Origin of the sequence: Agrobacterium tumefaciens, assembly GCF_005221325.1 — a bacterium.
Taxonomy (GTDB): Bacteria; Pseudomonadota; Alphaproteobacteria; order Rhizobiales; family Rhizobiaceae; genus Agrobacterium.
On record NZ_CP039888.1, the window covers coordinates 2,441,075 to 2,464,996 of the forward strand.

General features: G+C 59.3%; 26 protein-coding genes. 9 read left to right on the forward strand and 17 right to left on the reverse strand.

Translation table 11 applies throughout. The features are described from left to right. Nucleotides 1-32: 32 nt before the first annotated feature. The 7 genes from CFBP5499_RS12535 to CFBP5499_RS12565 all read right to left on the reverse strand — a co-directional run bounded on the left by CFBP5499_RS12535 (nucleotide 33) and on the right by CFBP5499_RS12565 (nucleotide 5,852). Complete coding sequence (locus CFBP5499_RS12535) at nucleotides 33-827, reverse strand: ABC transporter ATP-binding protein (protein WP_080827113.1); 795 nt, start codon at nucleotides 825-827, stop codon at nucleotides 33-35. Next, complete coding sequence (locus CFBP5499_RS12540; RefSeq protein ID WP_080827112.1) at nucleotides 824-1,705, reverse strand: ABC transporter permease; 882 nt, start codon at nucleotides 1,703-1,705, stop codon at nucleotides 824-826. The genes CFBP5499_RS12535 and CFBP5499_RS12540 overlap by 4 nt, the downstream gene beginning before the upstream one ends. A 106-nt stretch (nucleotides 1,706-1,811) precedes the next feature. After that, nucleotides 1,812-2,765 (reverse strand): ABC transporter substrate-binding protein, encoded by a 954-nt coding sequence (locus CFBP5499_RS12545; protein ID WP_080827111.1) that lies wholly within the window; start codon nucleotides 2,763-2,765, stop codon nucleotides 1,812-1,814. A gap of 108 nt (nucleotides 2,766-2,873) precedes the next feature. Continuing rightward, nucleotides 2,874-4,046 carry a 23S rRNA (adenine(2503)-C(2))-methyltransferase RlmN gene (gene rlmN / locus CFBP5499_RS12550; RefSeq protein WP_080812279.1) on the reverse strand — a complete coding sequence of 391 codons (1,173 nt, stop codon included), beginning with the start codon at nucleotides 4,044-4,046 and terminating at the stop codon, nucleotides 2,874-2,876. Between the two features lie 266 nt (nucleotides 4,047-4,312). Then, nucleotides 4,313-4,816, reverse strand: coding sequence for an invasion associated locus B family protein (locus CFBP5499_RS12555; protein ID WP_080827110.1), 504 nt, complete (start codon nucleotides 4,814-4,816; stop codon nucleotides 4,313-4,315). A gap of 298 nt (nucleotides 4,817-5,114) precedes the next feature. Further along, nucleotides 5,115-5,495, reverse strand: a complete 381-nt coding sequence (locus CFBP5499_RS12560) for a YkvA family protein (RefSeq protein ID WP_080827109.1) — start codon at nucleotides 5,493-5,495, stop codon at nucleotides 5,115-5,117. Between the two features lie 51 nt (nucleotides 5,496-5,546). After that, on the reverse strand, nucleotides 5,547-5,852 hold the full coding sequence (locus CFBP5499_RS12565) for a 4a-hydroxytetrahydrobiopterin dehydratase (RefSeq protein ID WP_006310845.1): 306 nt from the start codon (nucleotides 5,850-5,852) through the stop codon (nucleotides 5,547-5,549). 59 nt (nucleotides 5,853-5,911) lie between these two features. On the opposite strand from CFBP5499_RS12565, the gene CFBP5499_RS12570 reads away from it, so the two are divergent. Next, nucleotides 5,912-6,391, forward strand: a complete 480-nt coding sequence (locus CFBP5499_RS12570) for a low molecular weight protein-tyrosine-phosphatase (RefSeq protein WP_080827108.1) — start codon at nucleotides 5,912-5,914, stop codon at nucleotides 6,389-6,391. Here CFBP5499_RS12570 and thpR read toward each other — a convergent pair. Beyond that, nucleotides 6,325-6,918 carry an RNA 2',3'-cyclic phosphodiesterase gene (gene thpR / locus CFBP5499_RS12575; protein ID WP_080827107.1) on the reverse strand — a complete coding sequence of 198 codons (594 nt, stop codon included), beginning with the start codon at nucleotides 6,916-6,918 and terminating at the stop codon, nucleotides 6,325-6,327. The genes CFBP5499_RS12570 and thpR overlap by 67 nt on opposite strands. Nucleotides 6,919-6,986: 68 nt before the next feature. Further along, entirely contained in the window at nucleotides 6,987-7,637 is a 651-nt protein-coding gene (locus CFBP5499_RS12580; protein ID WP_080827106.1) for an arylesterase, read from the reverse strand. Nucleotides 7,638-7,727: 90 nt separating this feature from the next. Between CFBP5499_RS12580 and CFBP5499_RS12585 the strand changes: the two genes are divergently transcribed. The 3 genes from CFBP5499_RS12585 (at nucleotide 7,728) to CFBP5499_RS12595 (ending at nucleotide 11,997) form a co-directional block, all read left to right on the forward strand. Beyond that, nucleotides 7,728-8,438, forward strand: coding sequence for an ABC transporter ATP-binding protein (locus tag CFBP5499_RS12585; RefSeq protein ID WP_080827105.1), 711 nt, complete (start codon nucleotides 7,728-7,730; stop codon nucleotides 8,436-8,438). After that, nucleotides 8,435-10,996, forward strand: a complete 2,562-nt coding sequence (locus CFBP5499_RS12590; protein WP_080827104.1) for an ABC transporter permease — start codon at nucleotides 8,435-8,437, stop codon at nucleotides 10,994-10,996. Before CFBP5499_RS12585 ends, CFBP5499_RS12590 begins: the two co-directional genes overlap by 4 nt. A 218-nt stretch (nucleotides 10,997-11,214) precedes the next feature. Next, nucleotides 11,215-11,997, forward strand: a complete 783-nt coding sequence (locus CFBP5499_RS12595; RefSeq protein WP_080827103.1) for a Bax inhibitor-1/YccA family protein — start codon at nucleotides 11,215-11,217, stop codon at nucleotides 11,995-11,997. Nucleotides 11,998-12,123: 126 nt separating this feature from the next. On the opposite strand, the gene CFBP5499_RS12600 is transcribed toward CFBP5499_RS12595, so the two are convergent. From CFBP5499_RS12600 to acnA, 4 genes are all read right to left on the reverse strand, one after another. Beyond that, a complete protein-coding gene (locus tag CFBP5499_RS12600; protein WP_080827102.1) occupies nucleotides 12,124-12,516 on the reverse strand; it encodes a DUF2794 domain-containing protein in 393 nt (130 codons plus the stop codon). A gap of 27 nt (nucleotides 12,517-12,543) precedes the next feature. Further along, a complete protein-coding gene (locus CFBP5499_RS30030; protein WP_158523281.1) occupies nucleotides 12,544-12,708 on the reverse strand; it encodes a hypothetical protein in 165 nt (54 codons plus the stop codon). A gap of 176 nt (nucleotides 12,709-12,884) precedes the next feature. Then, complete coding sequence (locus CFBP5499_RS12605; protein WP_130932500.1) at nucleotides 12,885-13,625, reverse strand: DUF1223 domain-containing protein; 741 nt, start codon at nucleotides 13,623-13,625, stop codon at nucleotides 12,885-12,887. Nucleotides 13,626-13,814: 189 nt separating this feature from the next. Next, on the reverse strand, nucleotides 13,815-16,508 hold the full coding sequence (gene acnA, locus CFBP5499_RS12610) for an aconitate hydratase AcnA (protein WP_080827101.1): 2,694 nt from the start codon (nucleotides 16,506-16,508) through the stop codon (nucleotides 13,815-13,817). Between the two features lie 268 nt (nucleotides 16,509-16,776). On the opposite strand from acnA, the gene ccmA reads away from it, so the two are divergent. The 5 genes from ccmA (at nucleotide 16,777) to CFBP5499_RS12640 (ending at nucleotide 19,890) form a co-directional block, all read left to right on the forward strand. Further along, complete coding sequence (gene ccmA, locus CFBP5499_RS12615; RefSeq protein WP_080827100.1) at nucleotides 16,777-17,412, forward strand: heme ABC exporter ATP-binding protein CcmA; 636 nt, start codon at nucleotides 16,777-16,779, stop codon at nucleotides 17,410-17,412. A gap of 208 nt (nucleotides 17,413-17,620) precedes the next feature. After that, a complete protein-coding gene (gene ccmB / locus CFBP5499_RS12625) occupies nucleotides 17,621-18,280 on the forward strand; it encodes a heme exporter protein CcmB (RefSeq protein ID WP_080827099.1) in 660 nt (219 codons plus the stop codon). A 74-nt stretch (nucleotides 18,281-18,354) separates the two neighbouring features. Continuing rightward, nucleotides 18,355-19,116: a heme ABC transporter permease gene (locus CFBP5499_RS12630; protein WP_080827098.1), complete on the forward strand. Its 762-nt coding sequence runs from the start codon at nucleotides 18,355-18,357 to the stop codon at nucleotides 19,114-19,116. Between the two features lie 4 nt (nucleotides 19,117-19,120). Further along, the gene (gene ccmD / locus CFBP5499_RS12635) at nucleotides 19,121-19,294 is read left to right on the forward strand and encodes a heme exporter protein CcmD (RefSeq protein ID WP_080827097.1); all 174 of its coding nucleotides are present in this window, start codon (nucleotides 19,121-19,123) and stop codon (nucleotides 19,292-19,294) included. Then, complete coding sequence (locus tag CFBP5499_RS12640) at nucleotides 19,291-19,890, forward strand: DsbE family thiol:disulfide interchange protein (RefSeq protein WP_130932499.1); 600 nt, start codon at nucleotides 19,291-19,293, stop codon at nucleotides 19,888-19,890. The genes ccmD and CFBP5499_RS12640 overlap by 4 nt, the downstream gene beginning before the upstream one ends. Nucleotides 19,891-19,909: 19 nt before the next feature. Here CFBP5499_RS12640 and CFBP5499_RS12645 read toward each other — a convergent pair whose 3' ends face one another. The 4 genes from CFBP5499_RS12645 to ftsY all read right to left on the reverse strand — a co-directional run bounded on the left by CFBP5499_RS12645 (nucleotide 19,910) and on the right by ftsY (nucleotide 23,893). Beyond that, nucleotides 19,910-21,091 carry a GGDEF domain-containing protein gene (locus CFBP5499_RS12645; protein WP_175416715.1) on the reverse strand — a complete coding sequence of 394 codons (1,182 nt, stop codon included), beginning with the start codon at nucleotides 21,089-21,091 and terminating at the stop codon, nucleotides 19,910-19,912. Between the two features lie 119 nt (nucleotides 21,092-21,210). Next, entirely contained in the window at nucleotides 21,211-21,807 is a 597-nt protein-coding gene (locus tag CFBP5499_RS12650; protein WP_080827096.1) for a DUF2585 domain-containing protein, read from the reverse strand. After that, on the reverse strand, nucleotides 21,804-22,454 hold the full coding sequence (locus CFBP5499_RS12655) for a septation protein A (protein ID WP_080827095.1): 651 nt from the start codon (nucleotides 22,452-22,454) through the stop codon (nucleotides 21,804-21,806). The genes CFBP5499_RS12650 and CFBP5499_RS12655 overlap by 4 nt, the downstream gene beginning before the upstream one ends. Nucleotides 22,455-22,456: 2 nt before the next feature. Continuing rightward, nucleotides 22,457-23,893 carry a signal recognition particle-docking protein FtsY gene (gene ftsY, locus CFBP5499_RS12660; RefSeq protein ID WP_080827094.1) on the reverse strand — a complete coding sequence of 479 codons (1,437 nt, stop codon included), beginning with the start codon at nucleotides 23,891-23,893 and terminating at the stop codon, nucleotides 22,457-22,459. Nucleotides 23,894-23,922: the final 29 nt, after the last annotated feature.

Below are 23,922 nucleotides of genomic sequence, written 5' to 3' on the forward strand. Positions count from 1 at the left end.
TAAAAAGGCGCCGAAAGGCGCCTTTTCTACAATCAGCCAATCAGCAACTCGTCATCGTCAAGCGTCTGACCGCGTATCTTGCGGAACATCTCGATCAGGTCTTCGACCTCCAGGTCCTTGCGGCTGTCACCGGACACGTCAAGCACGATTTCACCGGCATGCAGCATGATGGTGCGGGTGCCGTAATCCAGCGCCTGACGCATGGAATGGGTGACCATCAGCGTTGTCAGCTTGCGCTCCGACACCACCTTGCGGGTCAGTTCCATCACGAATTCCGCCATGCCGGGATCGAGTGCCGCCGTATGTTCATCGAGTAGCAGCACGTCCGAGCCTGATAGCGTCGCCATGACAAGCGAAACGGCCTGTCTCTGCCCGCCGGACAGAAGGTCCATACGGTCCTTCAGACGATTTTCCAGACCGAGATTGAGTGAGGCGATACGTTCCTTAAAGAAATCCCGCCTGCCGCGTCCAAGCGCCGACGACAACCCGCGACGCTCGCCGCGAGACGCCGCAAGCGCCAGATTTTCCTCGATGGTGAGCGCACCGCAGCTGCCCGCCAGCGGGTCCTGAAACACGCGCGCCACCCGTCCCGCCCGGCTGGCGGTCGGCTTGCGGGTAACGTCGGCGCCGCCGATCATCACCTTGCCCGCCGTTGGCAGGACATCGCCTGCCAGAACACCGAGAAGCGTGGATTTGCCCGCACCATTGGAGCCGATGACGGTGACGAAGGAACCATCTTCAATGGTAAGATCGATCTTGGCCAACGCCTGCTTTTGCAACGGCGTACCGCGTCCGAAGACGACCTGGATATCGGAAAGCGAAATCACGATGTTGCTCCCCCACGGCGCAGTCGCGGCAGGATCAATGCGATGGCCACCAATACCGCCGTTACGAAATTGAGATCGGACGCCTTGAGACCCAGCACATCGCTCGACAAAGCGAGCTGAATGGCGAGACGATAGGCGATGGAGCCGAAGACGCAGCCGATGAGCGCGATCAGGATGCCGCGTGCACCAAACAGCGTCTCACCGATGATGACGGCCGCAAGCCCGACAACGATGGTGCCGACACCGGAGGTCACATCCGCAAAACCATTGGTCTGCGCAAACAGCGCACCGCCGAGAGCCACCAGCGCGTTTGAAAGCGCCATGCCGAGATAGATCTGGTTGCCGGTCTTCACGCCCTGCGCCCGCGCCATCCGCGCATTGGCGCCCGTCGCCCGCATGGCAAGGCCCGCATCGCTTTCAAGAAAGCGCCAGACAAGAATAACCGCGATCAGAACCAGCGCACCAACGAAGAGCGGCCGCACCAGATATTCGGAGAGGCCCAGGCCGTAGAACGGCGATATCATCGTATCCTGATTGAGCAGCGCCACATTCGGCTTTCCCATAACCCTGAGATTGACGGAAAACAGCGCGATCATCGTCAGGATCGAGGCAAGCAGGTTCAGAATCTTGAAACGAACGTTGAGCGTTGCGGTAACCATGCCTGCAGCGGCACCGGCAACCATCGCAACCGCCGTCGCGACCCACGCATTCAGACCGGCGATGATCAGCACGGCGGCCACGGCGGCGCCAAGCGGAAACGAACCGTCCACGGTCAGGTCAGGAAAATCAAGTACGCGGAAAGCGAGATAGACGCCGATCGCCACGAAAGCGAAGACCAGTCCCAGCTCCACGGCACCCCAAAAGGCGATTTGGCTCACGGTAATGTCCTTGTTATTGCCGCCATCAGGCGGATACGGGCACCATCTCGTGCCACGTAAAACGGGCGGCGAAATACCGCCGCCCGCAATTCAGTCTGGTTTCGGTTCAGTCGATGACCTTGGTGGCGCGCTTCGTGACGCTTTCAGGGAAGGTGACGCCAACTTTTTCGGCAACCTTCTTGTTGATCACCAGATCGGTGCCAACAGCCACGGTTGCCGGAATTTCACCCGGCTTTTCACCCTTGAGGATGCGGACAACGACGGCGCCTGTCTGCTTGCCAACGTCGAAATAGTTGAAGCCGAGGGCCGCAACCGCGCCACGGGCAACGGAATCCGTATCAGCGGCATAAAGCGGGATCTTCGCTTCGCTCGCTACACCGGCTGCCGCCTCGAAGGCGGAAACGATGGTGTTGTCGGTCGGAACATAGATCACGTCAGCCTTGCCGACCAGTGCGCGGGTTGCGCCCTGAACTTCAGCGGACTTGGTAGCGACGGATTCGACAACCTTCAGACCGGCCTTGTCGGCTTCGGCCTTCAGCAGGGCGAGCGTCGAAGCGGAATTGGCTTCAGCCGAGTTGTAGATGAAGCCGATGGACTTGGCGGTCGGGGAAATTTCCTTGATGAGCGCCAGGTGCTCGCCAACCGGCAGCATGTCGGAAAGGCCGGTTACGTTGCTGCCGGGCTTTTCCATGCTCTTGATAAGCTGTGCGCCGACCGGATCGGAAACCGCCGTGAAGACAACCGGAATGTCGCGCGTGGCCGCAACGACAGCCTGAGCCGACGGCGTGGAGATCGGCACGATGACGGCAGGCGCGTCACCCACGAACTGGCGCGCAATCTGCGCTGCGGTGCCGGGATTGCCCTGTGCGGACTCATAAAGGAACTTGAGGTTCTCGCCTTCCTTGTAACCGGCCTCAGTAAGGGCAGCCTTGACGCCGTCACGGGCGGCGTCAAGCGCCGGATGTTCAACAATGGCGGTGACGGCAACGGTGACGGTTTCGGCTTTAGCCGGCAGAGCGAGTGCTGTCGCGGCTGCGAGGGCCAGAATGAGTGCGCGCATAGGTGTCCTCCAGTTGGTTTCTTATTGCCGCTTTCTTAAAAACAAGACCGGCCGAAATCAATCGCACAACCGTGGGAAAGCAAGCTTTATGGCGCAACTGTGACTAATTCAGTCGTCCGCACCGTGATTGGCGATCATCATCGCCTCAAAAGCCAGTCTCTCGGTCTTGCGCATGCGTTCCGATTCCGACTTGAGCTGGCCGCAGGCGGCAAGGATATCGCGGCCGCGCGGCGTGCGGATCGGCGACGCATAACCCGCCTGATTGATGAAATCGGCAAACTTCTCGATCTGCGCCCACTCGGAGCACTGGTAATTGGTGCCCGGCCAGGGATTGAACGGAATGAGATTGATCTTGGCCGGAACGCCCTTCAGAAGCTGCACCAGCATCTTGGCATCTTCCAAGCTGTCATTGACGTCCTTGAGCATCACATATTCGAAGGTGATGCGGCGGGCATTGGAAAGACCCGGATAGTTGCGGCAAGCCTCGATCAGTTCCTTTAGCGGATATTTCTTGTTGATCGGCACCAGCATGTCGCGCAAATCATCACGCACCGCATGCAGCGAAATCGCCAGCATCACGCCGATTTCATCACCCGTGCGGAAGATTTCCGGCACAACGCCTGATGTGGAGAGCGTGACGCGACGCTTGGAAAGCGACAGGCCGTCGCCGTCGGTGGCTATCAGAAGTGCGGTCTTCACATGCTCGAAATTATAGAGCGGCTCGCCCATACCCATCATCACGATGTTGGAGACCTTGCGGCCTTCGCTCGGCACATAGGCGCCAACCGGCGTCGAACCATCAGGGAAATCACCCAGCCGGTCGCGGGCGAGCAGAAGCTGGGAAAGAATTTCCTCCGCCGTCAGGTTGCGCACCAGGCGCTGCGTGCCGGTGTGACAGAAGGAGCAAGTCAGCGAACAGCCCACCTGGCTTGAAATGCACAGCGTGCCGCGCCCTTCTTCGGGAATATAGACCGTCTCGATCTCGACGGGACGGCCAGCGCCGCGCGGCGGAAAGCGCATCAGCCATTTGCGGGTGCCGTCATTGGAGATCTGCTCCTCGACGATTTCCGGGCGGGCAATGGTGAAGGCAGCCTTCAGCTTCTCGCGAAGCTCCTTGGCGACATTGGTCATATTATCGAAATCGGAGACGCCGCGCACATAAAGCCAGTTCCACAACTGGCTGACGCGCATTTTCACCTGCTTCTGCGGCACGCCGATCTCGGCCAGCGCCTCGCCCATTTCCTCACGCGTCAGGCCGATCAGCGACGGCTTGCCGGACATGAGATCGCTATTGGCGATCAGCGGAGTTTTGATTGCCAGGCCGGCAGAAGCTTGCATTACGGACATCACGTTATCCCATCGTTCCATGCATCGCACGACCGGCCTGTCGAAAAGGCGGAAAATCGTCTGCATGTCGAGAAAATCAAAGGCGGAGCACTTTTCGCGCATCCGCCTGTCAATGTTGCCGCGCCTTTAGCATCAAACTGGCAAAAACGCAAATGGCCGGTCAAAGACCGGCCAATCACAAATCTGACAAAGCGTCAGGATTACTTGCAGCTCTCGATCTGTTTGAAAGCAGCCGAAATGCCCGACAGCGAATAGGAATATGACGTCGCAGTGCCGCGGCCGGAAACCGCCTTGACGGTCATCGACTTGCCACCCTTCATGGCGGCGACGAGGGCCGGCTCTTCAGCGGCGTTTTCAACCCAGGCGGCCTTGTCCTTGGTGAACATGACGAAGTTCTTGTTGTCGATCGTGACGTTGACCTTGGAGCCCTGCTTCAGCGGATAACCCACCATGGCCTGCGGCTCATAGGAAATGTTCTGGCCGGGACGCTGCGAGACGATGAAGAAGATATCGCCGTGGTCAACGCTTGCCGGTTCCTTGGAGGTGGGGATGGAAAGAACGTAGCAGACGGTGCTGTTGCCCGATTTGTACGAATATGCACCCCAGGCATTGAACTGCTGGATGCGCGTGGGCGACTGTGCAGATGCTACGCCGACGCTGGTCAGCAAAATGGCCGCTGCGGTTGCTACACTTCTTACAAACATAGAATTTCCTGCCGGGTTATTGTCTTCCATTGGCCCGAAGCAGCGGCGGGCTCCATTTTCTGGATCGGCCACGTTCAGGTGCGGATCGTCTTTTCTCATTGTGGTCGGAAAGCGGTTACCAAACCGTCAACAACACGCATAAAATGCCGGAAACGTCTTGCGGTGTTACAGATTGGCGACTTCCCGACGCACTGAGGAGAAAGGCGTGGCACGCCCTTCCCTCGTGTGTAAGACACATAAATTCAGGCAAGAATTTGTCACCCGCCGGGCTCTGCCGGACAGACACATCACAGAGACGTTACCCGGCTTCCTGCTGTCGCTTCAGCATGGCGTCAGCCGCGTCGTAATGCTCCATCTTGATATGGGCACGGATCATGGCGAGCGCGGCGGTGATGACCGCGATATCATCGGTAAAACCGACGACCGCCAGCATGTCCGGCACCGCATCGATGGGCATGATGAAATAGGCAAGGGCAGCCAGAATAATACCCTTGGCGCGCAACGGCGTGTCACGGTCGATCGCGCAATAATAGGCCGCAGCCGCGTCGCGCGCGAAGGGAACCTTCGCCATCACCCGCTTCAGCTTGGGCCAGAATTTGGCGCGCACGACATTCTCGCGCTCCTGCTGCTTGTCGGTTTCACCCGGCAGAAGAATTTCACCGATTTTCACATCATCCATGATCGACGATCCTCCGGTCACGGTTATTATATGGGACTGAACGCCCGCCGTTCAATTCCCCCGGCCCGCAGCCGCCTTCTGCATGGCTTCGGCCAGAAGAAAATCCCGCTCGGTCACACCCTGGGAATCATGGGTGGTGAGGCAGACTTTCACGCGGGAATAGACGTTCGACCATTCCGGATGATGATTGAGCTTTTCCGCCGCAAGCGCCGACTCGGCCATGAAACCGAAGGCTTCGGCAAAACTCGAAAACTTGAAGGAGCGAACGATCGCCGCCCCGTCCTCACGCAGCGACCAGCCCTCGAGTTTCGACAGTGCCTGCCGGATGGCGTCCGGTTCAAGTCTGGGATATTTCATGAATCTTGCCTCCGCTTGATAACCACTAACGCCTCAACGACCGGATCGACGCATCGTACATGAAACATATCACCGTTCTTTTCGTCTGCATGGGCAATATCTGCCGCTCGCCGCTTGCCGAAGGAGTTTTGAAAGACCTTGCCAATGGTGAAGGTATGTCCAACCGGATCACCGTCGATTCCGCCGGCACCGGCGGCTGGCATGCGGGCGATGCGCCCGATCCGCGATCTGTCGCCATGGCCCGGCGACACGGTATCGATATTTCCCGACAGCGGGCAAGACAGGTGACGCGGGCTGATTTCGAGGCCTTCGACCTCATCCTCGCCATGGACGAAAACAATCTGGCGAACCTGCTTCAAGTGAGCCCGGAAGGGCACCGGCACAAAATCCATCTCTTCATGGATTATGCCACGGGCCGCCGGCAGAACGTCCCCGATCCCTATTACGGGGCCGAGGACGGGTTCCTTGATGTTTACAACATGCTCTTAGCGGGATGCAGATCGTTGCTCGAAAAGATGGAGCTGGACCGCGCCTCGTGAAGCGGGAAAGCCTCCTCGACGACATAAGGCCCGCCGCCCACGGATTCCTTCGACGACATCAGCACGAAACGGCCGACCGTGAAGGGCGAGGTACGGAAGTTGCCGCGTCCGGAAAGATAGTGCACCACATCATCCACACGCGAGGAGCGCAGCCGCGCCAGCGTGACATGCGGCATGAATTTGCGCGGATCCGGTGGGAGACCGATCCTCTGACAAATTCGCTCGACTTCCGCTTGAAGCGCATGCATTTCCGGCGAGTGAGAAACCCCCGCCCAGATGGAATGCGGTTTCTTCGAGCCGAAGGAACCCATACCGGTGAGATTGAGCTGGAACTCCGGCCTTTCGATCCGATCCAGCCTATCGACAACCTCATCGGCGGTCCGTCCGTCGATGTCACCGATAAAACGCAGGGTTATGTGATAATTCTCCACATCGATCCACCGGGCTCCCGGCAGACCACCGCGCAACAATGAGAGGCTCATCGCCGCATTGCGCGGAATTTCGAGGGCGGTAAACAGTCTCGGCATGGCGAGCTCCCCGAATCTCTTGGCAGAACAAGCATAGCGAATCACGCAATGCAGACGGGCGCAAGTGCTTATTTTTTTTGCGCACCGATTGTCTTGATGAAGCTTTCAACAGCCGGCAAAGATTTCTCCACCATCATCGCCACGCCCTTGGTGTTGGGATGCATCTTGTCCTCGAGCTTCAGCGCATCATCCGTCACGACGCCATCCAGAAAGAAGGGATAAAGCGGCAGGTTGTATTTTTCGGCCAGCCTTGGAAAGATCGGGTTGAAGCGCCTGGCGTAATCTTCACCCATATTCGGTGGCGCCATAATGCCGACCAGCAGCACGGCTATGTTGCGTTTCTGTAAACCGGAAATAATGGTATCGAGGTTCTTTTCCGTCTGTTCCGGCGCAATGCCCCGCAGCGCGTCATTGGCGCCGAGCTCCAGAATGACCCCGTCGGTTCCATCGGGAACCGACCATTCCGCCCGGGCGAGACCCCCGGAGGAGGTATCGCCGGAGACGCCGGCGTTAGCGATGGCAACATTGATGCCCTTCGCCTTTAATACAGCTTCAAGCTGTGCCGTGTAGCTGTCGGTGGGCGGAAGCTGATACCCCGCCATCAGGCTGTCGCCGAGGCCGACCAGTTGCAATGTCCGCTCCTGTGCCGTCGCCGAAGCAACGGAAAAGGCGCCCGCGATAATGACGATGAAGTGAAACAGGGCAGCTTTAAATCTCATCACGGCTTTCCTAACTTGGTTCACATTGTCTGAAACACCGACCGCATCGACCGCCAGACCGCTTCATCACCCTATATAGGAACGAGAATTGTGACGAAAAGCATCATAGAGCTGAAGAAGGCCGACCTCACCCTTGGTAATGCCGCCGCCTCCGTTCACGTTCTCAAGAACATCGATCTGTCCATCGGCGAAGGTGAAGCGGTCGGTATCGTCGGCCCTTCCGGCTCGGGAAAATCGACGCTGCTGATGGTGCTTGCCGGTCTGGAGCGGCTCGACAGCGGCGAAATCGTCATTGCCGATAAGCAACTGCACAAACTCGGCGAAGATGCGCTAGCGGATTTTCGCGGCCGGAATATCGGCATTGTTTTCCAGTCCTTCCACCTCATCGCCAATATGACGGCGCTGGAGAATGTGGCCGTTCCACTGGAATTGGCCAACGCCCCCAATCCCTTCGAGATCGCTAAGCGCGAACTCATTGCCGTCGGTCTCGGCGAACGTCTCAACCACTATCCCGGCCAGCTTTCCGGCGGCGAGCAGCAGCGTGTCGCCATCGCCCGCGCGCTTGCCCCCTCACCGGCCGTGCTGATCGCCGACGAACCGACCGGCAATCTCGATACCGATACCGGAAAACAGATCGCCGATCTTTTGTTTGCCAAACAGGCCGAGCGCGGCATGACCATGGTGCTCGTCACCCATGATCCGTCGCTCGCCGCCCGCTGCTCGCGCCAGATCAAGGTGCGCTCCGGCGAGATCGAGGGCGACAGCGCCCGCCCCCAGATGGCACGGGCAGTATCGGCATGATCGGCTCGATTTTCCCATCTTTCGCCAACATCAGAAACGCCGCAAGGCTGGCCCGGCGTGAAATCCGCGGCGGTCTGCGCGGCTTTTACATTTTTCTCGCCTGTATTGCGCTGGGAACCGGTGCCATCGCCGCCGTCAATTCCGTGTCCCGCGCGGTCACCAGCGCCATTGCTACCGAAGGTCAGTCCATTCTGGCCGGGGATGTGCGTTTCGAACTGCGCAACAGGGAGGCGACGGCAGAAGAGCGCTCCTATCTCGACAGCCTCGGCACCGTCGCGGTCTCCACAGGGTTGCGATCCATGGCCCGTCTTGCCGACGGCTCCGAACAGACCCTGACGGAGGTGAAAGCCATTGACGGCGCCTATCCGCTCTATGGCACCTTCGCGGCCGACCCCAATGGGCCACTCAGCGAGCTTCTGGCCGGCAACGGCGATACCTATGGCGCCGTCGCAGCACCTCTTCTGCTGGAACGGCTTGGCATCAAGATCGGTGATGAAATTCTGCTCGGCAATACGAAGCTGAGATTGACCGGCACGGTGGTCGACGAGCCGGATGCGCTGTCGGATGGTTTTGGTTTTGCCCCGAGGCTTGTCGTCAGCCGCGATGCACTCTTTGCTTCCGGCCTCATCCAGACCGGCAGCCTCGTTGAACACGCCTACAAGATCAAGCTGAACGACCCGGCGGCGCGGGCAACCATGACAGACGCGGCCAACAAGGCCCTCCCCGACGCCGGCTGGTCCATTCGCACCAGCGACCGGGCAGCGCCCTCGCTCACCGAAAACGTCAACCGCTTTTCGCAATTCCTCACGCTGGTGGGTCTCACCGCCCTTATCGTCGGCGGGGTCGGCGTCGCCAACGCCGTTCGCGCCTTTCTCGATTCCAAGCGTACGACGATCGCCTCGCTGAAATGCCTGGGCGCACCGGCCTCCGTGGTCACCATGACCTATCTCTTCCAGATCGCCTTCATTGCTGCCGTCGGCATCGTGATCGGCCTTGTGGTTGGCGCCATCGCGCCGCTTGTCGCCGTGCGGTTTCTCGAAGGCGTGCTGCCTGTGCCGGAAGGGCTTGCCTTTTATCCCGGCGCGCTGGGTCTCGCCGCCCTGTTCGGCCTGTTGACGACGCTCGCCTTCGCCATCGTGCCGCTCGGCCAGGCGCGCGAGGTGCCAGCAACGGCACTGTTCCGCGAACAGGGTTTCGAGGAGGGTAGCTGGCCATCCTGGCCTTATCTCGCCGCAACCGGCCTGCTTCTGGCGGCGCTGGCCGCACTCGCCATCTTTTCGGCGGAAGACCGTTTCATCGCCTCGGTGTTCCTTGCGGCAATCGCTTTTGCCTTCGTGGTGTTGCGGCTGGTGGCTTCGGGCGTCAAGGCCATCGCCAAACGCAGCCCGCGCGTTCATTCAGCCGCACTTCGGTTGGCGATCGGCAATATTCACCGCCCCGGCGCGCTCACCCCCTCGGTCGTCCTATCCCTCGGCCTCGGCCTCACCCTGCTCGTGACGTTGACGCTGATCGACGGCAATCTGCGCCGCGAACTGACGGACAGCCTGCCGGAAAAGGCACCCAATTTCTTCTTCGTGGATATTCAGGGCAGCGAAGTTCAGGGCTTTCGCGACCTCCTGAAACGGGAAGCGCCCGAGGGAGCGCTGACCGAAGTGCCGATGCTGCGTGGCCGTATCATGGCGCTGAACGGCACGGATGTGACGAAAATGGAGGTGCCGCCGGGAGGACGCTGGCTGCTGCGTGGCGACAGGGGCATAACCTATTCGGAAAACGGGCCCGAAAACGCGACGCTGACAGAGGGAACATGGTGGGAGCAGGATTATAGCGGCGAACCGCTGGTCTCCTTCGCGGCGAAAGAGGCGGGGGATCTGGGCCTCAAGATCGGTGACAAGGTCACCGTCAACGTGCTCGGCCGCAGCATCACGGCCAGGATCGCCAATCTGCGCAATGTCGAATGGGAATCCCTCTCGATCAATTTCGTCATGGTGTTTTCACCCAATACCTTCCGCGGCGCACCCCATGCCTGGCTTGCGACCCTTGCCGATCCCTCGGCAACCGCCAGCGACGAGGGCCGCATATTGCGCGCCGTCACCAACAGCTATCCGACGATCACCAGCGTGCGCGTGAAGGATGCACTTGATGTCGTCAACCGGCTGGTCGGCCAACTCGCCACCGCTATCCGCGCGGCTGCGGCCGTTGCGCTCATCGCATCCGTTCTGGTGCTTGCCGGCGCACTCGCCGCCGGCAATCGCGCCCGCACCCATGACGCGGTCATCCTCAAAACGCTGGGCGGCACGCGAAACCTGCTCATCCGCGCCTTCTCCTACGAATATATGATACTCGGTCTCGCCACCGCCGTCTTCGCGCTTTTTGCCGGCGGCGTTTCCGCATGGTTCGTGGTCGCCCGCATCATGAAACTGCCGTCCAGCTTCCTGCCGGATGTGGCGATCGGTACGCTTGTCATTGCCCTCGTCATGACCGTTGGTATCGGCCTCATCGGCACCTGGCGGATCCTCGGGCAGAAGGCGGCGCCGGTTCTGCGGCAAGCGGGGGAATGATCATCGGTTGTGCGCCGCTTAACTTTAACGATTAATTCTTTGTAATGATCGCCAAAACGTGAGCGCTTTTCGCGCATATGGTGTCTTTTCGGCAGCAAAAGGCCTTGTATCGGACACGTTCTGCCATCATATTCTTGAGCAGGCTTGCTGAAGCTCCGCAGCGGCGCCCGGGAGGTATCCCGACACCGTAGCAATCACGGAGCTCAAAAGAGGAAACAATGGCTGATTTCAATAACTACCAGAACCGCATGGCGCAGACCCGTGCACAGTCTGGTGCGATGATCGATGAAGGTCTTCGCGCCTATATGCTCAAGGTTTACAACCTGATGGCGCTGGCTCTGGTCATCACCGGTGTCGCGGCGTTCGGCTTCGCCATGCTTGCTACGACAACTGATCCCGCTGCCGCGGTTGCAACGCTGCCGAACGGCAAGATGCTGACCTCCCTGGGCGCCCTTGTTTATGCGTCGCCGCTGCGCTGGGTCGTCATGCTGGCACCGCTCGGACTGGTCTTCTTCCTTAGCTTCCGTATTCAGAACATGAGCGTTTCCGCGGCTCAGTCGACCTTCTGGGTTTATGCCGCTCTCATGGGCGTGTCGCTGTCCTCGATCTTCCTCAGATATACTGAAGGAAGCATTGTACAGACGTTCTTCGTGACCGCTGCTTCGTTCGGCGCGCTCTCGCTTTACGGCTATACGACGAAGAAGGACCTCTCCGGCATGGGGTCGTTCCTGATCATGGGTCTGTTCGGCCTCATCATCGCCTCCATCGTCAATATTTTCCTTGGTTCCGGCGCCCTGCAGTTCGCGATCTCCGCGATCGGCGTGCTGATCTTCGCAGGCCTGACCGCCTACGACACCCAGAAGATCAAGGAAATGTATTTCGATGCCGACGATGTTGCCGTGGCTGGCCGCAAGGCTATCATGGGCGCGCTGACGCTCTATCTTGACTTCATCAACCTCTTCACCTTCCTGCTGCAGTTCCTCGGTAACCGCAACGACTAAGGCTGAGAGGCTTTGAGACGGACATGCGAAAGGCGGCCCTTCGGCCGCCTTTTTAATTGCGAATAGCCATTACACACATTGGCGGCCCACCCGTTCTTCATGAGAGGCAGACCCGCCAGTCAAAGTTCACTCGATGAGCTTCAGAACCTTGTCGAAAACCTTGAGAACCTGCGGCAGCTCATGGCCGCGCTTGAGAATGCGCCCGTCCACATTCACCACGCAATAGGCGCCCTGTTTCGTCGCCAGCTTGGGGTTCTTCTCGATCCTGTAAAGCGGCATTTCACCCGAACGTTTGAAGACAGAAAACACCGCCTTCTCCTTCAGATGGTCGATGGCGTAGTCGCGCCATTCTCCCTCCCCCACCATGCGGCCATAGATACGCAGGATGGCATCCAGCTCGCGGCGGTGAAAGGTGACCGGCAAAGGGTCCTTATTCGTCTTATATTCACGGAGATCGATAACGGTGGAATTGTCGCGTGAAGCGGTCTGCACCTGCTGCACATCCGGTTGATCGGTCATCCAATACCTCCGAATCCACCCAAATCATCAGATCAATGTGAGCCCGAGGCAGCGAAATTGCAAGCCTTGCGCCATCAAGAGGGTTTGACAGGCTTCGGGCAGCGATGAAGCAGGAGGCGATGCCGGACCGCCGGCCGCAAGGCCCATAAAGAGGCTGCCGCCATAAAAGCAGAGGTAAAAATTGGTAACCATTTAGGCACCCTTTTTAGGGGAGCCTGCCGTATTTCGGTCAAACCATGGCCTGAATTGGGTGGAATAGTCCTATTGTCAATTGATGCCTAGGCACCAAGATGACCCGGTCCGGTGCATTGACCCTTTACCCCCAGCCCCCAATGCCCGGATCGGATCTTCCATCGCCAGAGCGGCGATTACTGTGTTTCATTCCCCAGCAGAATACTTGCGCCGACGATAGCCGCCGGATCGCCGCTGGCATTTGCCGTCTGCAACAGCACGGCACAGCCACCCTTTTTCACCTTTGCCACCACGCTTGCCGGAAGCTTCACCGTCATCGGTGAACCATCCCACATACCGACGGTCTGCACATCGTAGACGCTGTGCCAGTAGGACATTTTTTTCCCCTGGTTCTCGCCCTTCTGCACGTCCACAGTCTGTTCGCGCGTGAAGTAGGCAACCACGACATCGGCCTTGCCATTGCCCGCGCCAATATCGATCTCCACCTCCTCACCGGCAAATTTCGACGATACTGGAACGTTCAGTCCCTGGCCTTCCCGCTTGAAGGCATCAAGCCTGTCATAGATACCACGGACGTCGGCACCCTTGACGTGGTCCCGGCCGTTCAGAATGGCCTGCGGCGTATAGACCCCGTTGCGGCCGAGCGCGCGCATATAGCCATATTGCCGGTCGGTATTTTCCTTCGATGCCAGCGAATCGGTCCAGCCGAGATAATTCCAGTAATCGACATGGTAGGAAAGACCAACGACATCGCCCTTCTGGATCATCTTGCGCAGGGCCTCATCCGCCGGTGGGCAGGAGGCGCATCCCTGCGACGTGAACAATTCGACAACGCCCTTCACGGCCTCCTGCGCCTGCGCGGAGGTGACGAGGAACGTGCCGAGAAGACATATCGACAGGGGGAATTTCAGCGGCATTACAAAAACCTTTGTCCGGAAGAAATCCAGACGAATTGATGTGATCAATCCTGCCGGGATACAAACCGGAAAATAACGTCTATTGCCCCTCAATAGAAAGTCACGAAGGGGTGAGCGACAATCACAAAAAACGAGCCCAGGAAATGGAAAGACGCCGGGATTTCTCCCGGCGCCTTGGATTGTTGAAGTTCAGGCGGCCAGATCGCGAAGAACGGTCTGCAGAATACCGCCATTGTTCATGTAGATCACTTCATCAAGCGTATCGATGCGGCAAAGAAGCGGAACTTCCTTCACTGAACCGTCGCTGTAGGTGATCTTGGCGATCTTCTTTTCACGCGGCTTGATTTCGCCTTCGAGACCGTCGATCTCGACGACTTCATCACCCTTGAGATCGAGGCTCGCCCACGTCGTGCCCTCCTCGAAGACGAACGGAACGACACCCATGCCGACGAGGTTGGAGCGGTGAATACGCTCGAAGGACTGCGCAATCACAGCCTTGACGCCGAGCAGGTTTGTACCCTTCGCCGCCCAGTCGCGGGACGAGCCGTTACCATATTCGACACCGGCAAAGATGACGAGCGGGACGCCTTCCGCCTTGTATTTCATGGCAGCGTCGTAAATCGACATCTCTTCCTTGGACGGATAGTGGATGGTGTAGCCACCTTCCTTACCGTTCGGGCCGAGCATGTGGTTGCGGATGCGGATATTGGCGAAGGTGCCGCGCATCATCACTTCATGATTGCCACGACGCGTGCCGTACTGGTTGAAGTCGGCAACGGCAACGCCATTTTCCGTCAGATAGGCGCCAGCCGGCGAGGCAGCTTTGATCGACCCGGCCGGGGAAATATGGTCGGTCGTGATCTTGTCGCCGAACAGGCCAAGGACGCGCGCACCCTTGATGTTCTTGAGGCCAGTGCCTTTTTTGCCCATGCCCACGAAGTAAGGCGGGTTCTGGACATAGGTCGACTGGTCATCCCAGGCATAGGTCTGGCCCGGCGGAACCTGAACGGCCTGCCAGTTCGCATCCCCCTTGAACACATCAGCATATTTCGTTTCATAAAGCTCGCGGGTGACGTATTTCAGGATGAATTCCTGGATTTCCTTCGAGGTCGGCCAGATATCCTTGAGATAAACAGGATTGCCATTCTGGTCGTCGCCGATCGGCTCCTTGGTCAGGTCCTTCTGGACCGTGCCGGCAAGAGCATAGGCCACGACGAGCGGCGGCGATGCCAGATAGTTCGCCTGAACGTCAGGCGAAATGCGGCCTTCGAAGTTGCGGTTGCCCGAGAGAACGCCTGATGTGATCAGGCCCTTGTCGTTGATCGTCTTGGAGATCGCAGGCGGAAGCGGACCGGAATTGCCGATGCAGGTAGTGCAGCCGAAACCGACGAGATTGAAGCCGATCGCATCGAGATCCTTCTGCAGACCTGACTTGTCGAGATATTCGGCAACGACCTGCGATCCGGGTGCAAGCGAGGTCTTCACCCACGGCTTTGACTTCAGCCCCCTGGCGACCGCATTGCGGGCGAGAAGGCCGGCGGCGATGAGAACCGAAGGGTTGGAGGTGTTGGTGCAGGAGGTGATGGCCGCAATCGCCACATCGCCATGGCCGAGATCAAAATCTTCGCCCTCAACCGCATAGCGGCTATGGAGCTGGCCGGGCTTCTTGTAGTCGTTCTCAAGAGCCGTCGCGAAATTAGGCGCGATGGTTTCGAGCGGCAGGCGGCCTTCCGGACGCTTGGGGCCAGCCATGGAGGGCACGACGTCACCGAGATCAAGTTCCAGCGTGTCGGTGAAGACGAGGTCGGAACCATCGCCGGTGCGCCACATGTCCTGCGCCTTCGAATAGGCTTCGACAAGGGCAATACGGTCCTTGGCACGGCCGGACATGGTCAGGTAGTTGATGGTTTCACCGTCAACCGGGAAGAAGCCGCAGGTCGCGCCATATTCCGGGCCCATGTTACCGATGGTCGCACGGTCGGCGAGAGACATCGAATCAAGGCCGGGACCGAAGAATTCGACGAACTTTGAAACCACGCCCTTCTTGCGCAGCATCTGCACGACGGTCAGCACGAGGTCGGTCGCGGTGACACCTTCCTTCACCTTGCCGGTCAGCTTGAAGCCGATGACCTCGGGCAGAAGCATGGAGACCGGCTGGCCGAGCATCGCCGCTTCAGCCTCGATACCGCCAACACCCCAGCCGAGAACGCCAAGACCATTGATCATGGTCGTGTGCGAATCGGTGCCGACGCAGGTATCCGGATAAGCGATGGTCTCGCCATCCTCTTCCTTGGTCCACACCGTCTGGCCGAGATATTCGAGGTTGACCTGGTGACAGATGCCGGTGCCGGGCGGAACGACGCGGAAGTTCTTGAACGCCTGCTGGCCCCACTTCAGGAAGCGGTAACGCTCGCCGTTGCGCTCATATTCGAGCTCCACGTTGCGGGCAAAGGCGCTCGGCGTGCCGAATTCGTCAACGATAACAGAGTGGTCGATGACGAGATCGACGGGAACGAGCGGATTGATCTTTTCCGGATCGCCACCCAGCGCCTTGAGGCCGTCACGCATAGCGGCAAGGTCGACCACGGCGGGAACGCCGGTAAAGTCCTGCATCAGAACGCGGGCGGGGCGGTAGGCGATTTCGGTTTCGGTCAGGCCCTTATTGTTCAGCCATTCGGAAACCGCAAGAATGTGCTCCTTGGTGACGGACTGGCCGTCCTCGAAACGCAGCAAGTTTTCGAGCAGAACCTTCATGGAATAGGGCAGCTTGGAAACGCCCTTGAGGCCATTGGCTTCAGCCTTGGGAAGGCTGAAATAGACGTATTCCTTACCATCAACGGTAAGGATGGAACGACATTGAAAACTGTCGAGTGATTTGGGCATGGATTAAAACCCCGCTTACACTGATAGCCAACACGTTCGTGCGGACACCTATGCACTCAAGCACATCAGGATGCGGGTACGACCATTTCCGCTGTCCGCACGTGAAAATTGCTCCTCGCAATCGTCAAGTCCGGCGCAAGATGATGTTCACGCCGGCCGCTGGCGTGTTGACACCCATATAGATAATTTCAGAGAAACGTGCCAGACCATTCAACGAAGCTAATCGATTTTTTTATCGAGATGACGAAATCTTAAACGGAACCGCAGCATGGATTTGACGGCGGAAAATCTTGGCGTGCGACGCGGCGAAGATTTCATATTCATGAACATTTCCTTCAAGTTAAGCGACGGAGAGGCGCTGGTGCTGACCGGCCGCAATGGCTCGGGAAAATCCACGCTTCTGCGCACGGTGGCCGGCCTGTTGCGTCCCGAACAGGGGCGGGTAAAGATAGCCGGCGAAGGAATTGACGCCGAGATGTGGCCGTCGGAGGCCTGCCATTATCTCGGCCATCGCAATGCGATGAAAACCGAACTGACGGTCGCGGAAAATCTGCGCTTCTGGAAGGACTTCCTCGGCGATTTTCCAGGTGGCACGGGCGTGGCGATCGATGAGGCAGCGGAGATCGTCGGTCTCGCCGGCATCACCCACCTGCCCTTTGGTTATCTCTCGGCCGGCCAGCAGCGGCGTTTTGCGATGGCGAAGCTCCTTGTCGCCTGGCGGCCGGTGTGGATTCTCGACGAGCCAACGGCGGCGCTGGACAGGGCTGCGGACGCCATGTTTACCGATCTCGTGAAAAGCCATCTGGGGAAAGGCGGGATCGTGCTGGCTGCGACCCATCAGCCTTTGGGGCTGGACAAGGCGCGGGAGTTGCAGATGACGGGTTTTGCGGGTGTGGAGGCTTAGGCATGATGGTGATGTGCACGCGGCTTACCCCCCTCTGCCCTGCCGGGCATCTCCCCCTCAAGGGGGGAGATCGGCAAGCGGCTCTCCCGCCACTTCATTCTCAAGCTCTTAGATGTGCGAGACCTCACCGCAAATCGATCTCCCCCCTTGAGGGGGAGATGCCAGGCAGGGCAGAGGGGGGTAAAGCCCCAGACGCGGAGCAACCCCAATGACCGCCCTCTTCCTCCGCGATATCAAACTCTCCATCCGCGCCGGCGGCGGCGCCTTGATCGGCGTGCTGTTCTTCATGACCGTGGTTGCCGTCATCCCCTTCGGCGTCGGGCCCGATCTCAACCTGCTCGCCCGCATCGGCCCGGCCATCGTCTGGATCGGTGCGCTTCTATCCGCCCTTCTCGGCCTCGATCGGCTGTTTCAGGCCGAACGGGATGACGGTTCGCTCGATCTCATCCTGATGCAGGAAACCCCGCTGGTGCTCACGGTCTTCGTCAAATGCCTGGCGCATTGGGTCACGACCGGCCTGCCGCTGGTGCTGGCATCGCCGCTGCTCGGCCTGTTCATGAATATGGACGAGGTGGCGATCGGTGCGGTGATGCTCACGCTTCTCGTCGGCTCACCCGCCATCACCTTCATCGGCGCGGTGGGGGCGGCAGTTGCCGTTGCCCTGCCGCGCGGCGGGCTTCTCGTTTCCATCCTCGTCCTGCCACTCGCCATTCCGGTGCTGATCTTCGGCGTCAGCGCTTCCTATGCGGCAGTGCAGGACCCCGCACCCTTCCTGCCGCCATTTCTCATTCTCGGCGCGATCACGTTATTTTCAGCCGTGACCGGCCCTTTCTTTGCCGCCTTGGCACTGCGCAATGTTATGGATTGACGAAACCGTGATGGACGATCCCCTGTTGACAGGGATCAATTGCGGGACGGCCATTCTCGGGTTACACAAACGACATGAACGAGCAGACCTTCACCATCACCAAATTCAGCGATCTCGCCAACCCCACCCGGTTTCTGGCGCTGGCGGCCCGCATTCTGCCCTGGCTCGCTGCACTCACGGCGCTGGTGCTGGCCGCTGGTCTTTATCTGTCCTTCACGTCAGAAGGTGATTACCAGCAGGGTTACACCGTACGCATCATGTATGTGCATGTGCCCTCCGCCTGGCTGGCGATGATGTGTTATTCGGTCATGGCGGTCTCGGCCATCGGCACGCTCGTCTGGCGTCATCCTCTCGCGGATGTCAGCCATAAGGCCGCCGCCCCCATCGGCGCGGCCTTCACGCTGATTGCGCTCATCACCGGCTCACTCTGGGGCAAGCCCATGTGGGGAACCTGGTGGGTGTGGGATGCGCGGCTCACCTCCGTTTTCGTGCTTTTCCTGATGTATCTCGGGCTGATCGCACTCAACCGCGCCATGGACGATCCTTCCAGAGCCGCCCGCGTCAGCGCCGTGCTGATCCTCGTCGGTTTCGTGAATATTCCCATCATCAAGTTTTCGGTCGAGTGGTGGAATACGCTGCACCAGCCGGCGAGTGTCATCCGCATGGGCGGTTCCGCCATCGATGCGGAGTTTCTCTGGCCGCTTCTGACCATGGCGATCGGTTTCACGCTGCTGTTCTTCACCTTGCACATCGCCGCCATGCGTAATGAAATCTGGCGCCGGCGCGTGGCCGCGCAGCGGCGACTTGCCGCACGCATGGCCAACCGGGAGGGCTGATGGGATGACACACGCCTTTTATATCGGCATGTCCTATGCAGCGACCGGCCTTGTCGTTCTCTGTCTCATCGCCTGGGTCGCTATGGACGGTCAGGCGCGCAAACGGGAACTGAAGCAACTCGAAGCATCCGGCGTTCGCCGCAGGGCGAGAGCCGGTTCTGTGGGTGATGCGCAATGACGCAGACCGACCACGACACCAAGGTCAAAACAACAGGCCGCGCCCGTTATGCGCTGGCGCTGTTGCCGCTTCTGCTGTTTGGTGGTTTTGCCCTCATTGCCGGCAAGATGCTCTATGATCAGGATGTGAATGGGCTTGATATCAGCGCCATTCCCTCCGCACTCATCGGCACCAAGGCACCCTCCTTGTCGCTGCCGCCGCTGGAGGGCTCCACCCTGCCGGCGCTCACCGATGCCGCTATCAAGGGCAAGCTGACGCTGGTCAATGTCTTCGCTTCCTGGTGCATTCCCTGCCGACAGGAGCACCCGCTGCTTCAGGAATTGTCAAAGGATAACCGCATCACCGTCGTCGGTATCAATTACAAGGACAAGCCGGACAATGCGCTGCGCTTCCTCGGTGAACTCGGTAATCCATTTGCCGCGATAGGCATCGATCCGAACGGCAAGGCGGCAATCGACTGGGGTGTTTATGGCATTCCCGAAAGTTATCTGGTTGGTGCTGATGGCACGATCCTTTATAAAAAGGTCGGTCCCTTCGATGCCCGCAGCATAGAGCGCGACCTGCTGCCGGCCATCGCGGCGGCGGCAGGAAAGTAGCCGCCGCGCCAGAAGGGTGTCATGCCTTGGTAATGACCCTCAGCGCAGGCCCTTCCGCAGGCAAACGTATGCCTTCCAGCACGACCTGATCGCGACCGCCACGCTTTGCGGCATAAAGACTGTCATCGGCCCGCTTGATGGCATCGTGAATGGAATGATCTCCCCTCGCAACAGCCGAGACGCCGAAGCTTGCAGTGATCTGGCTGGTAACGCCGCGGTTGCGCCAATCGAGAGACGAGAGACCCGTGCGCATGCCATTGGCAAGCTGGCCAGCCGCAGCGGCCGTCTGCCCGGGCAGGAAGACCACGAATTCCTCACCGCCGAAACGCGCCACCAGCGCATTCTCGGGCGCGTTTCGCCTGAGCAGATCGGAAAGGCCGATGAGCACGATATCGCCGGCCGCATGACCGTAAACATCGTTGATGCGCTTGAAGTGGTCTATGTCACAGGCGATGATCGCCCCGTCAGGCGTATCGTTGCGGAAATCGGGAACGCGCCGGTCGAAACCACGGCGGTTCAACACATCCGTCAGCGGATCATGTTCCGCCGCATTCAGGTGACGGTCGACGGTGACGGAAATCTGGCTCGCAAGCACGGACAACGCCAGCAGGAAGCCAAAGATGCTGGCGGCGAGCTGCATGTAGAAGGCATAATCCGACTCGAAGAATTCGCTGAGCTCGATCATCGAGCCACCCGGCGTCATCACCAGCAGCATGCCGATGCGCACCAGCGTTTCCAGCACCACCAGCGAAGCGATCGCCACCATCAGCCTGTCGGCGAGCGCGACGGGCCGCTTGCGCACGAGCCAGATCGGAAAGGCGAGCAGCATGGCACAGACGAGATCGCCGATGACGAGTTCGCGTTTCAGATCCGGCGTGACGAAAACATGGAAGGCGACCAGCAATACCGCCACCGCCACGACCGACAGCCGCGCCTTGGTATAAAGCGGCCGCTCAAAATGGGTGAGCAGCGCGTGGCCATAAAGGAAGAAGGAGGAGAAGAACAGCAGGTTGGAAAGGATCGCCTGAACTTCGAAAGGCAGGCCGCCAAGCACCAGAGGCGTCGCGAAACCAAACGCCGCCGCAAGATATCCGATACCCCAAAAGCGCGCCGAAGCGTGGCCGATCCTCTGCAGGAACAGGAACACCACGCCGAATGTCAGCATGATGAAGGGGAGAAGATAGGCGAAATTGTCTTGCAACGGGGTCTGCCAGGGAGAAACGGGCCTTTGAAGCCGGACGTTACCGCAATGCCCTTAAGAAAGCCTGCATATAACGCGGAGTTTCAGCACCTCTCCGCCCAAAATCCCTGCGAACCCGTTCACATTTGCGGGAGCGCGTTCTGCCATTCCTTGATCGCTTCGACGGGCCAGACCAGCATCACCACGTTCAGCGTCAGATTATCGCGGATCAGCCAGCCCGTGAAAATTTCGAAGAAGATGGCGATCAGAACCGTCAGCCACACCGGCACGCGCGCGGCAAAGAGAAAACCCAGCACCATGAAAACCGTGTCCATCGCCGAATTCAGGATGCTGTCGCCGGTGTACCCCAGCGCCATGGTCGCCGTGCGATAACGATCGATGATGATAGGCGAGTTTTCGAGAAGCTCCCACGCCGCCTCGATCAGAACCGCGAAAGAAAGACGCATGGAAAGCGGTTTGTTGCGGAACAGCAGCCAGGCGAACCAGTAGAACAGGAAGCCGTGAATGATGTGCGAAGGCGTATACCAGTCGGCCAGATGCTGGGAATTGCCCGGTGTGTTCACACCCGGCTCGAACAGCTTCACATAACCGCATTCGCAGATGGGAATACGGCCCATGGCATAGAGAATGACAATCTGCAGGAGAAGCAGCCCGGCGGCCACGCCGAACCATTTGAGCGAACGCGAACGGGAAGCCGACATCTCCGCAATTGTCATTTTTCGTCCTTGTTGAGCGGTTCAAGCGAATGGCGCATGACGAGCGGCATCTGCGCCATGGTGAAGATGATGGTGATCGGCATCGTGCCCCACACCTTGAAGGCTACCCAGGCGTCGGTGGAGAACATGCGCCACACCACCTCGTTCAGCACCGCAAGAAACAGGAAGAATACGCCCCAGCGCAGCGTCAGCTTGCGCCAGCCCTCATCCGTCAGCCGGAAGGCCGAATTGAAGACATAACCGAGCAGCGATTGCCCGAAGAACAGGCCGCCGAGCAGAATGACACCGAACAGCGTGTTGACGATGGTGGGCTTCATCTTGATGAAGGTATCGTTCTGCAGCCAAAGCGTCAGCGCGCCGAACACAAACACCACGATGCCCGATATCAGCGGCATGATCGGCAACTTGCGCGTCAGCACCCATGAGACAGAAAGCGCCAGCGCCGTTGCGATCATGAACAGGCCAGTGGCGATGAAGATCGGTCCGCCGAACTCCGTCAGCACGGGGAAAGTGGAAGCCAGCCATTCGCCGCGGGAATTGGCGAAGAAGAACACCATGAGCGGGCCAAGCTCGAGCACGAATTTCAGAAGCGGGCTGATTTCCGCTACCATCTTTTCGCTTTCCTTGGAATTGCTTTCAATATCCATACTCAAACTCCCGCTATGGCCTTGGCGAAATCTTCCGCCTCGAAGGGCTCCAGATCATCAACGCCTTCACCCACGCCGATGAAATAAACCGGCAGCTTATGTTTTGCGGCAATGGCGACGAGGATACCGCCCCGCGCCGTGCCATCCAATTTTGTCATAATCAGGCCCGAAACACCCGCAACATTGCGGAATATCTCGACCTGGTTCAAGGCATTCTGTCCCGTCGTCGCATCCAGCGTCTGAAGCACGGTATGCGGTGCATCCGGGTCGAGCTTGCCGAGCACCCGCACGATCTTTTCCAGCTCTGCCATCAATTCCGTCTTGTTCTGCAGACGGCCGGCCGTGTCGATGATCAGCACATCGCTTTTCTGCGCCCGCGCCTGCTCGTAAGCGTCGTAGGCGAGACCCGAGGCATCCGCACCGAGCTTGGTGCCGATGAATTCCGAGCCCGTGCGGTCGGCCCAGATCTTCAGCTGCTCGATTGCTGCCGCGCGGAACGTATCGCCTGCCGCGAGCATCACCTTGAGGCCCGAGCCGGAAAGCTTGGCAGCAAGCTTGCCGATGGTCGTCGTCTTGCCCGTGCCGTTCACACCGACAACGAGGATGACATGCGGCTTGTGCGAAAGATCAAGCTCCAGCGGCTTGGCCACGGGCTTCAGGACCTTGGTGATCTCACCCGCCATGATGCGCGCCACATCCTCGCCGCTGACATCCTTGCCGTAGCGTTCCGAAGACAGCGCGCCAGTGATACGCATGGCAGTCTCGACGCCGAGATCCGACTGGATGAGAAGATCCTCCAGCTCGTCGAGCGTGTCCTCATCCAGCTTGCGCTTGGTAAAGAGCGCAGAAATCTGCGTGGTCAGCTGCGACGACGTGCGGGCAAGACCGGCCCGCAGGCGCTGGAACCAGGTCAATTTTACCTGGGGTGCGGCAGGGGCAGGTTCCTGCCGCTCGCTTGCCGATGAAAAGCCCTTGGGCAAGGCGGGAGGAGTGGCAGATGATTCGACCGCGCTCGCGGCTTCCGCCTCATCGAGCAATGCATCCATGGCATCCGCATCGAGCCCGGCATCCAGGGGTTCCGGCAAAGATTTCGTCTGCTCCTCGGCAGCGGCCTCCGCCTGCAGCAAGGATAAGGGCACCAAACCCATATCGCCGGAAAGCTCGGCGCCCGGCAGAAGTGACGCGTCCTCTTCCTCATCGTCTTCAGCCCGGGCAACATCGACGGCGTCGTCAGCAGCCGGCCCGCCGGCCGTCTCCATTTCCAGTTCGGAAACCGGGTCCTTGTCGACAGGGTCATGCGCTTCAGCGTCGCTCAGCGCGGCTTCGAAGGAGGCATTTTCATTGCCGCGCGCGGGTGCGACATCCTCTTGCGGCCGCTCTTCCGTTTCGGCCTTGTCCTTGCCGAACGAAAAGACTTTTTTGATGAAGCCGAGGGCCATGGTTGTTCCCGTGTCTTTTCTCTTTAGCC

Bases quoted from the DNA above. Each gene is read 5' to 3' on its own strand.
- CFBP5499_RS12650 (WP_080827096.1), bottom strand. From the start codon at position 21,807: ATGACAATTGCGGAGATGTCGGCTTCCCGTTCGCGTTCGCTCAAATGG.
- CFBP5499_RS12655 (WP_080827095.1), bottom strand. From the start codon at position 22,454: ATGGATATTGAAAGCAATTCCAAGGAAAGCGAAAAGATGGTAGCGGAA.
- rlmN (WP_080812279.1), bottom strand. From the start codon at position 4,046: ATGTCCGGCAAGCCGTCGCTGATCGGCCTGACGCGTGAGGAAATGGGC.
- CFBP5499_RS12590 (WP_080827104.1), top strand. From the start codon at position 8,435: ATGATCGGCTCGATTTTCCCATCTTTCGCCAACATCAGAAACGCCGCA.
- CFBP5499_RS12545 (WP_080827111.1), bottom strand. From the start codon at position 2,765: ATGCGCGCACTCATTCTGGCCCTCGCAGCCGCGACAGCACTCGCTCTG.
- ccmA (WP_080827100.1), top strand. From the start codon at position 16,777: ATGGATTTGACGGCGGAAAATCTTGGCGTGCGACGCGGCGAAGATTTC.
- CFBP5499_RS12630 (WP_080827098.1), top strand. From the start codon at position 18,355: ATGAACGAGCAGACCTTCACCATCACCAAATTCAGCGATCTCGCCAAC.
- CFBP5499_RS12600 (WP_080827102.1), bottom strand. From the start codon at position 12,516: ATGACCGATCAACCGGATGTGCAGCAGGTGCAGACCGCTTCACGCGAC.
- CFBP5499_RS12560 (WP_080827109.1), bottom strand. From the start codon at position 5,495: ATGGATGATGTGAAAATCGGTGAAATTCTTCTGCCGGGTGAAACCGAC.
- thpR (WP_080827107.1), bottom strand. From the start codon at position 6,918: ATGCCGAGACTGTTTACCGCCCTCGAAATTCCGCGCAATGCGGCGATG.
- CFBP5499_RS12595 (WP_080827103.1), top strand. From the start codon at position 11,215: ATGGCTGATTTCAATAACTACCAGAACCGCATGGCGCAGACCCGTGCA.
- CFBP5499_RS12555 (WP_080827110.1), bottom strand. From the start codon at position 4,816: ATGTTTGTAAGAAGTGTAGCAACCGCAGCGGCCATTTTGCTGACCAGC.
- CFBP5499_RS12570 (WP_080827108.1), top strand. From the start codon at position 5,912: ATGAAACATATCACCGTTCTTTTCGTCTGCATGGGCAATATCTGCCGC.
- ccmD (WP_080827097.1), top strand. From the start codon at position 19,121: ATGACACACGCCTTTTATATCGGCATGTCCTATGCAGCGACCGGCCTT.
- CFBP5499_RS12580 (WP_080827106.1), bottom strand. From the start codon at position 7,637: ATGAGATTTAAAGCTGCCCTGTTTCACTTCATCGTCATTATCGCGGGC.
- CFBP5499_RS12605 (WP_130932500.1), bottom strand. From the start codon at position 13,625: ATGCCGCTGAAATTCCCCCTGTCGATATGTCTTCTCGGCACGTTCCTC.
- CFBP5499_RS12640 (WP_130932499.1), top strand. From the start codon at position 19,291: ATGACGCAGACCGACCACGACACCAAGGTCAAAACAACAGGCCGCGCC.
- CFBP5499_RS12565 (WP_006310845.1), bottom strand. From the start codon at position 5,852: ATGAAATATCCCAGACTTGAACCGGACGCCATCCGGCAGGCACTGTCG.
- acnA (WP_080827101.1), bottom strand. From the start codon at position 16,508: ATGCCCAAATCACTCGACAGTTTTCAATGTCGTTCCATCCTTACCGTT.
- ccmB (WP_080827099.1), top strand. From the start codon at position 17,621: ATGACCGCCCTCTTCCTCCGCGATATCAAACTCTCCATCCGCGCCGGC.
- CFBP5499_RS30030 (WP_158523281.1), bottom strand. From the start codon at position 12,708: ATGGTTACCAATTTTTACCTCTGCTTTTATGGCGGCAGCCTCTTTATG.
- ftsY (WP_080827094.1), bottom strand. From the start codon at position 23,893: ATGGCCCTCGGCTTCATCAAAAAAGTCTTTTCGTTCGGCAAGGACAAG.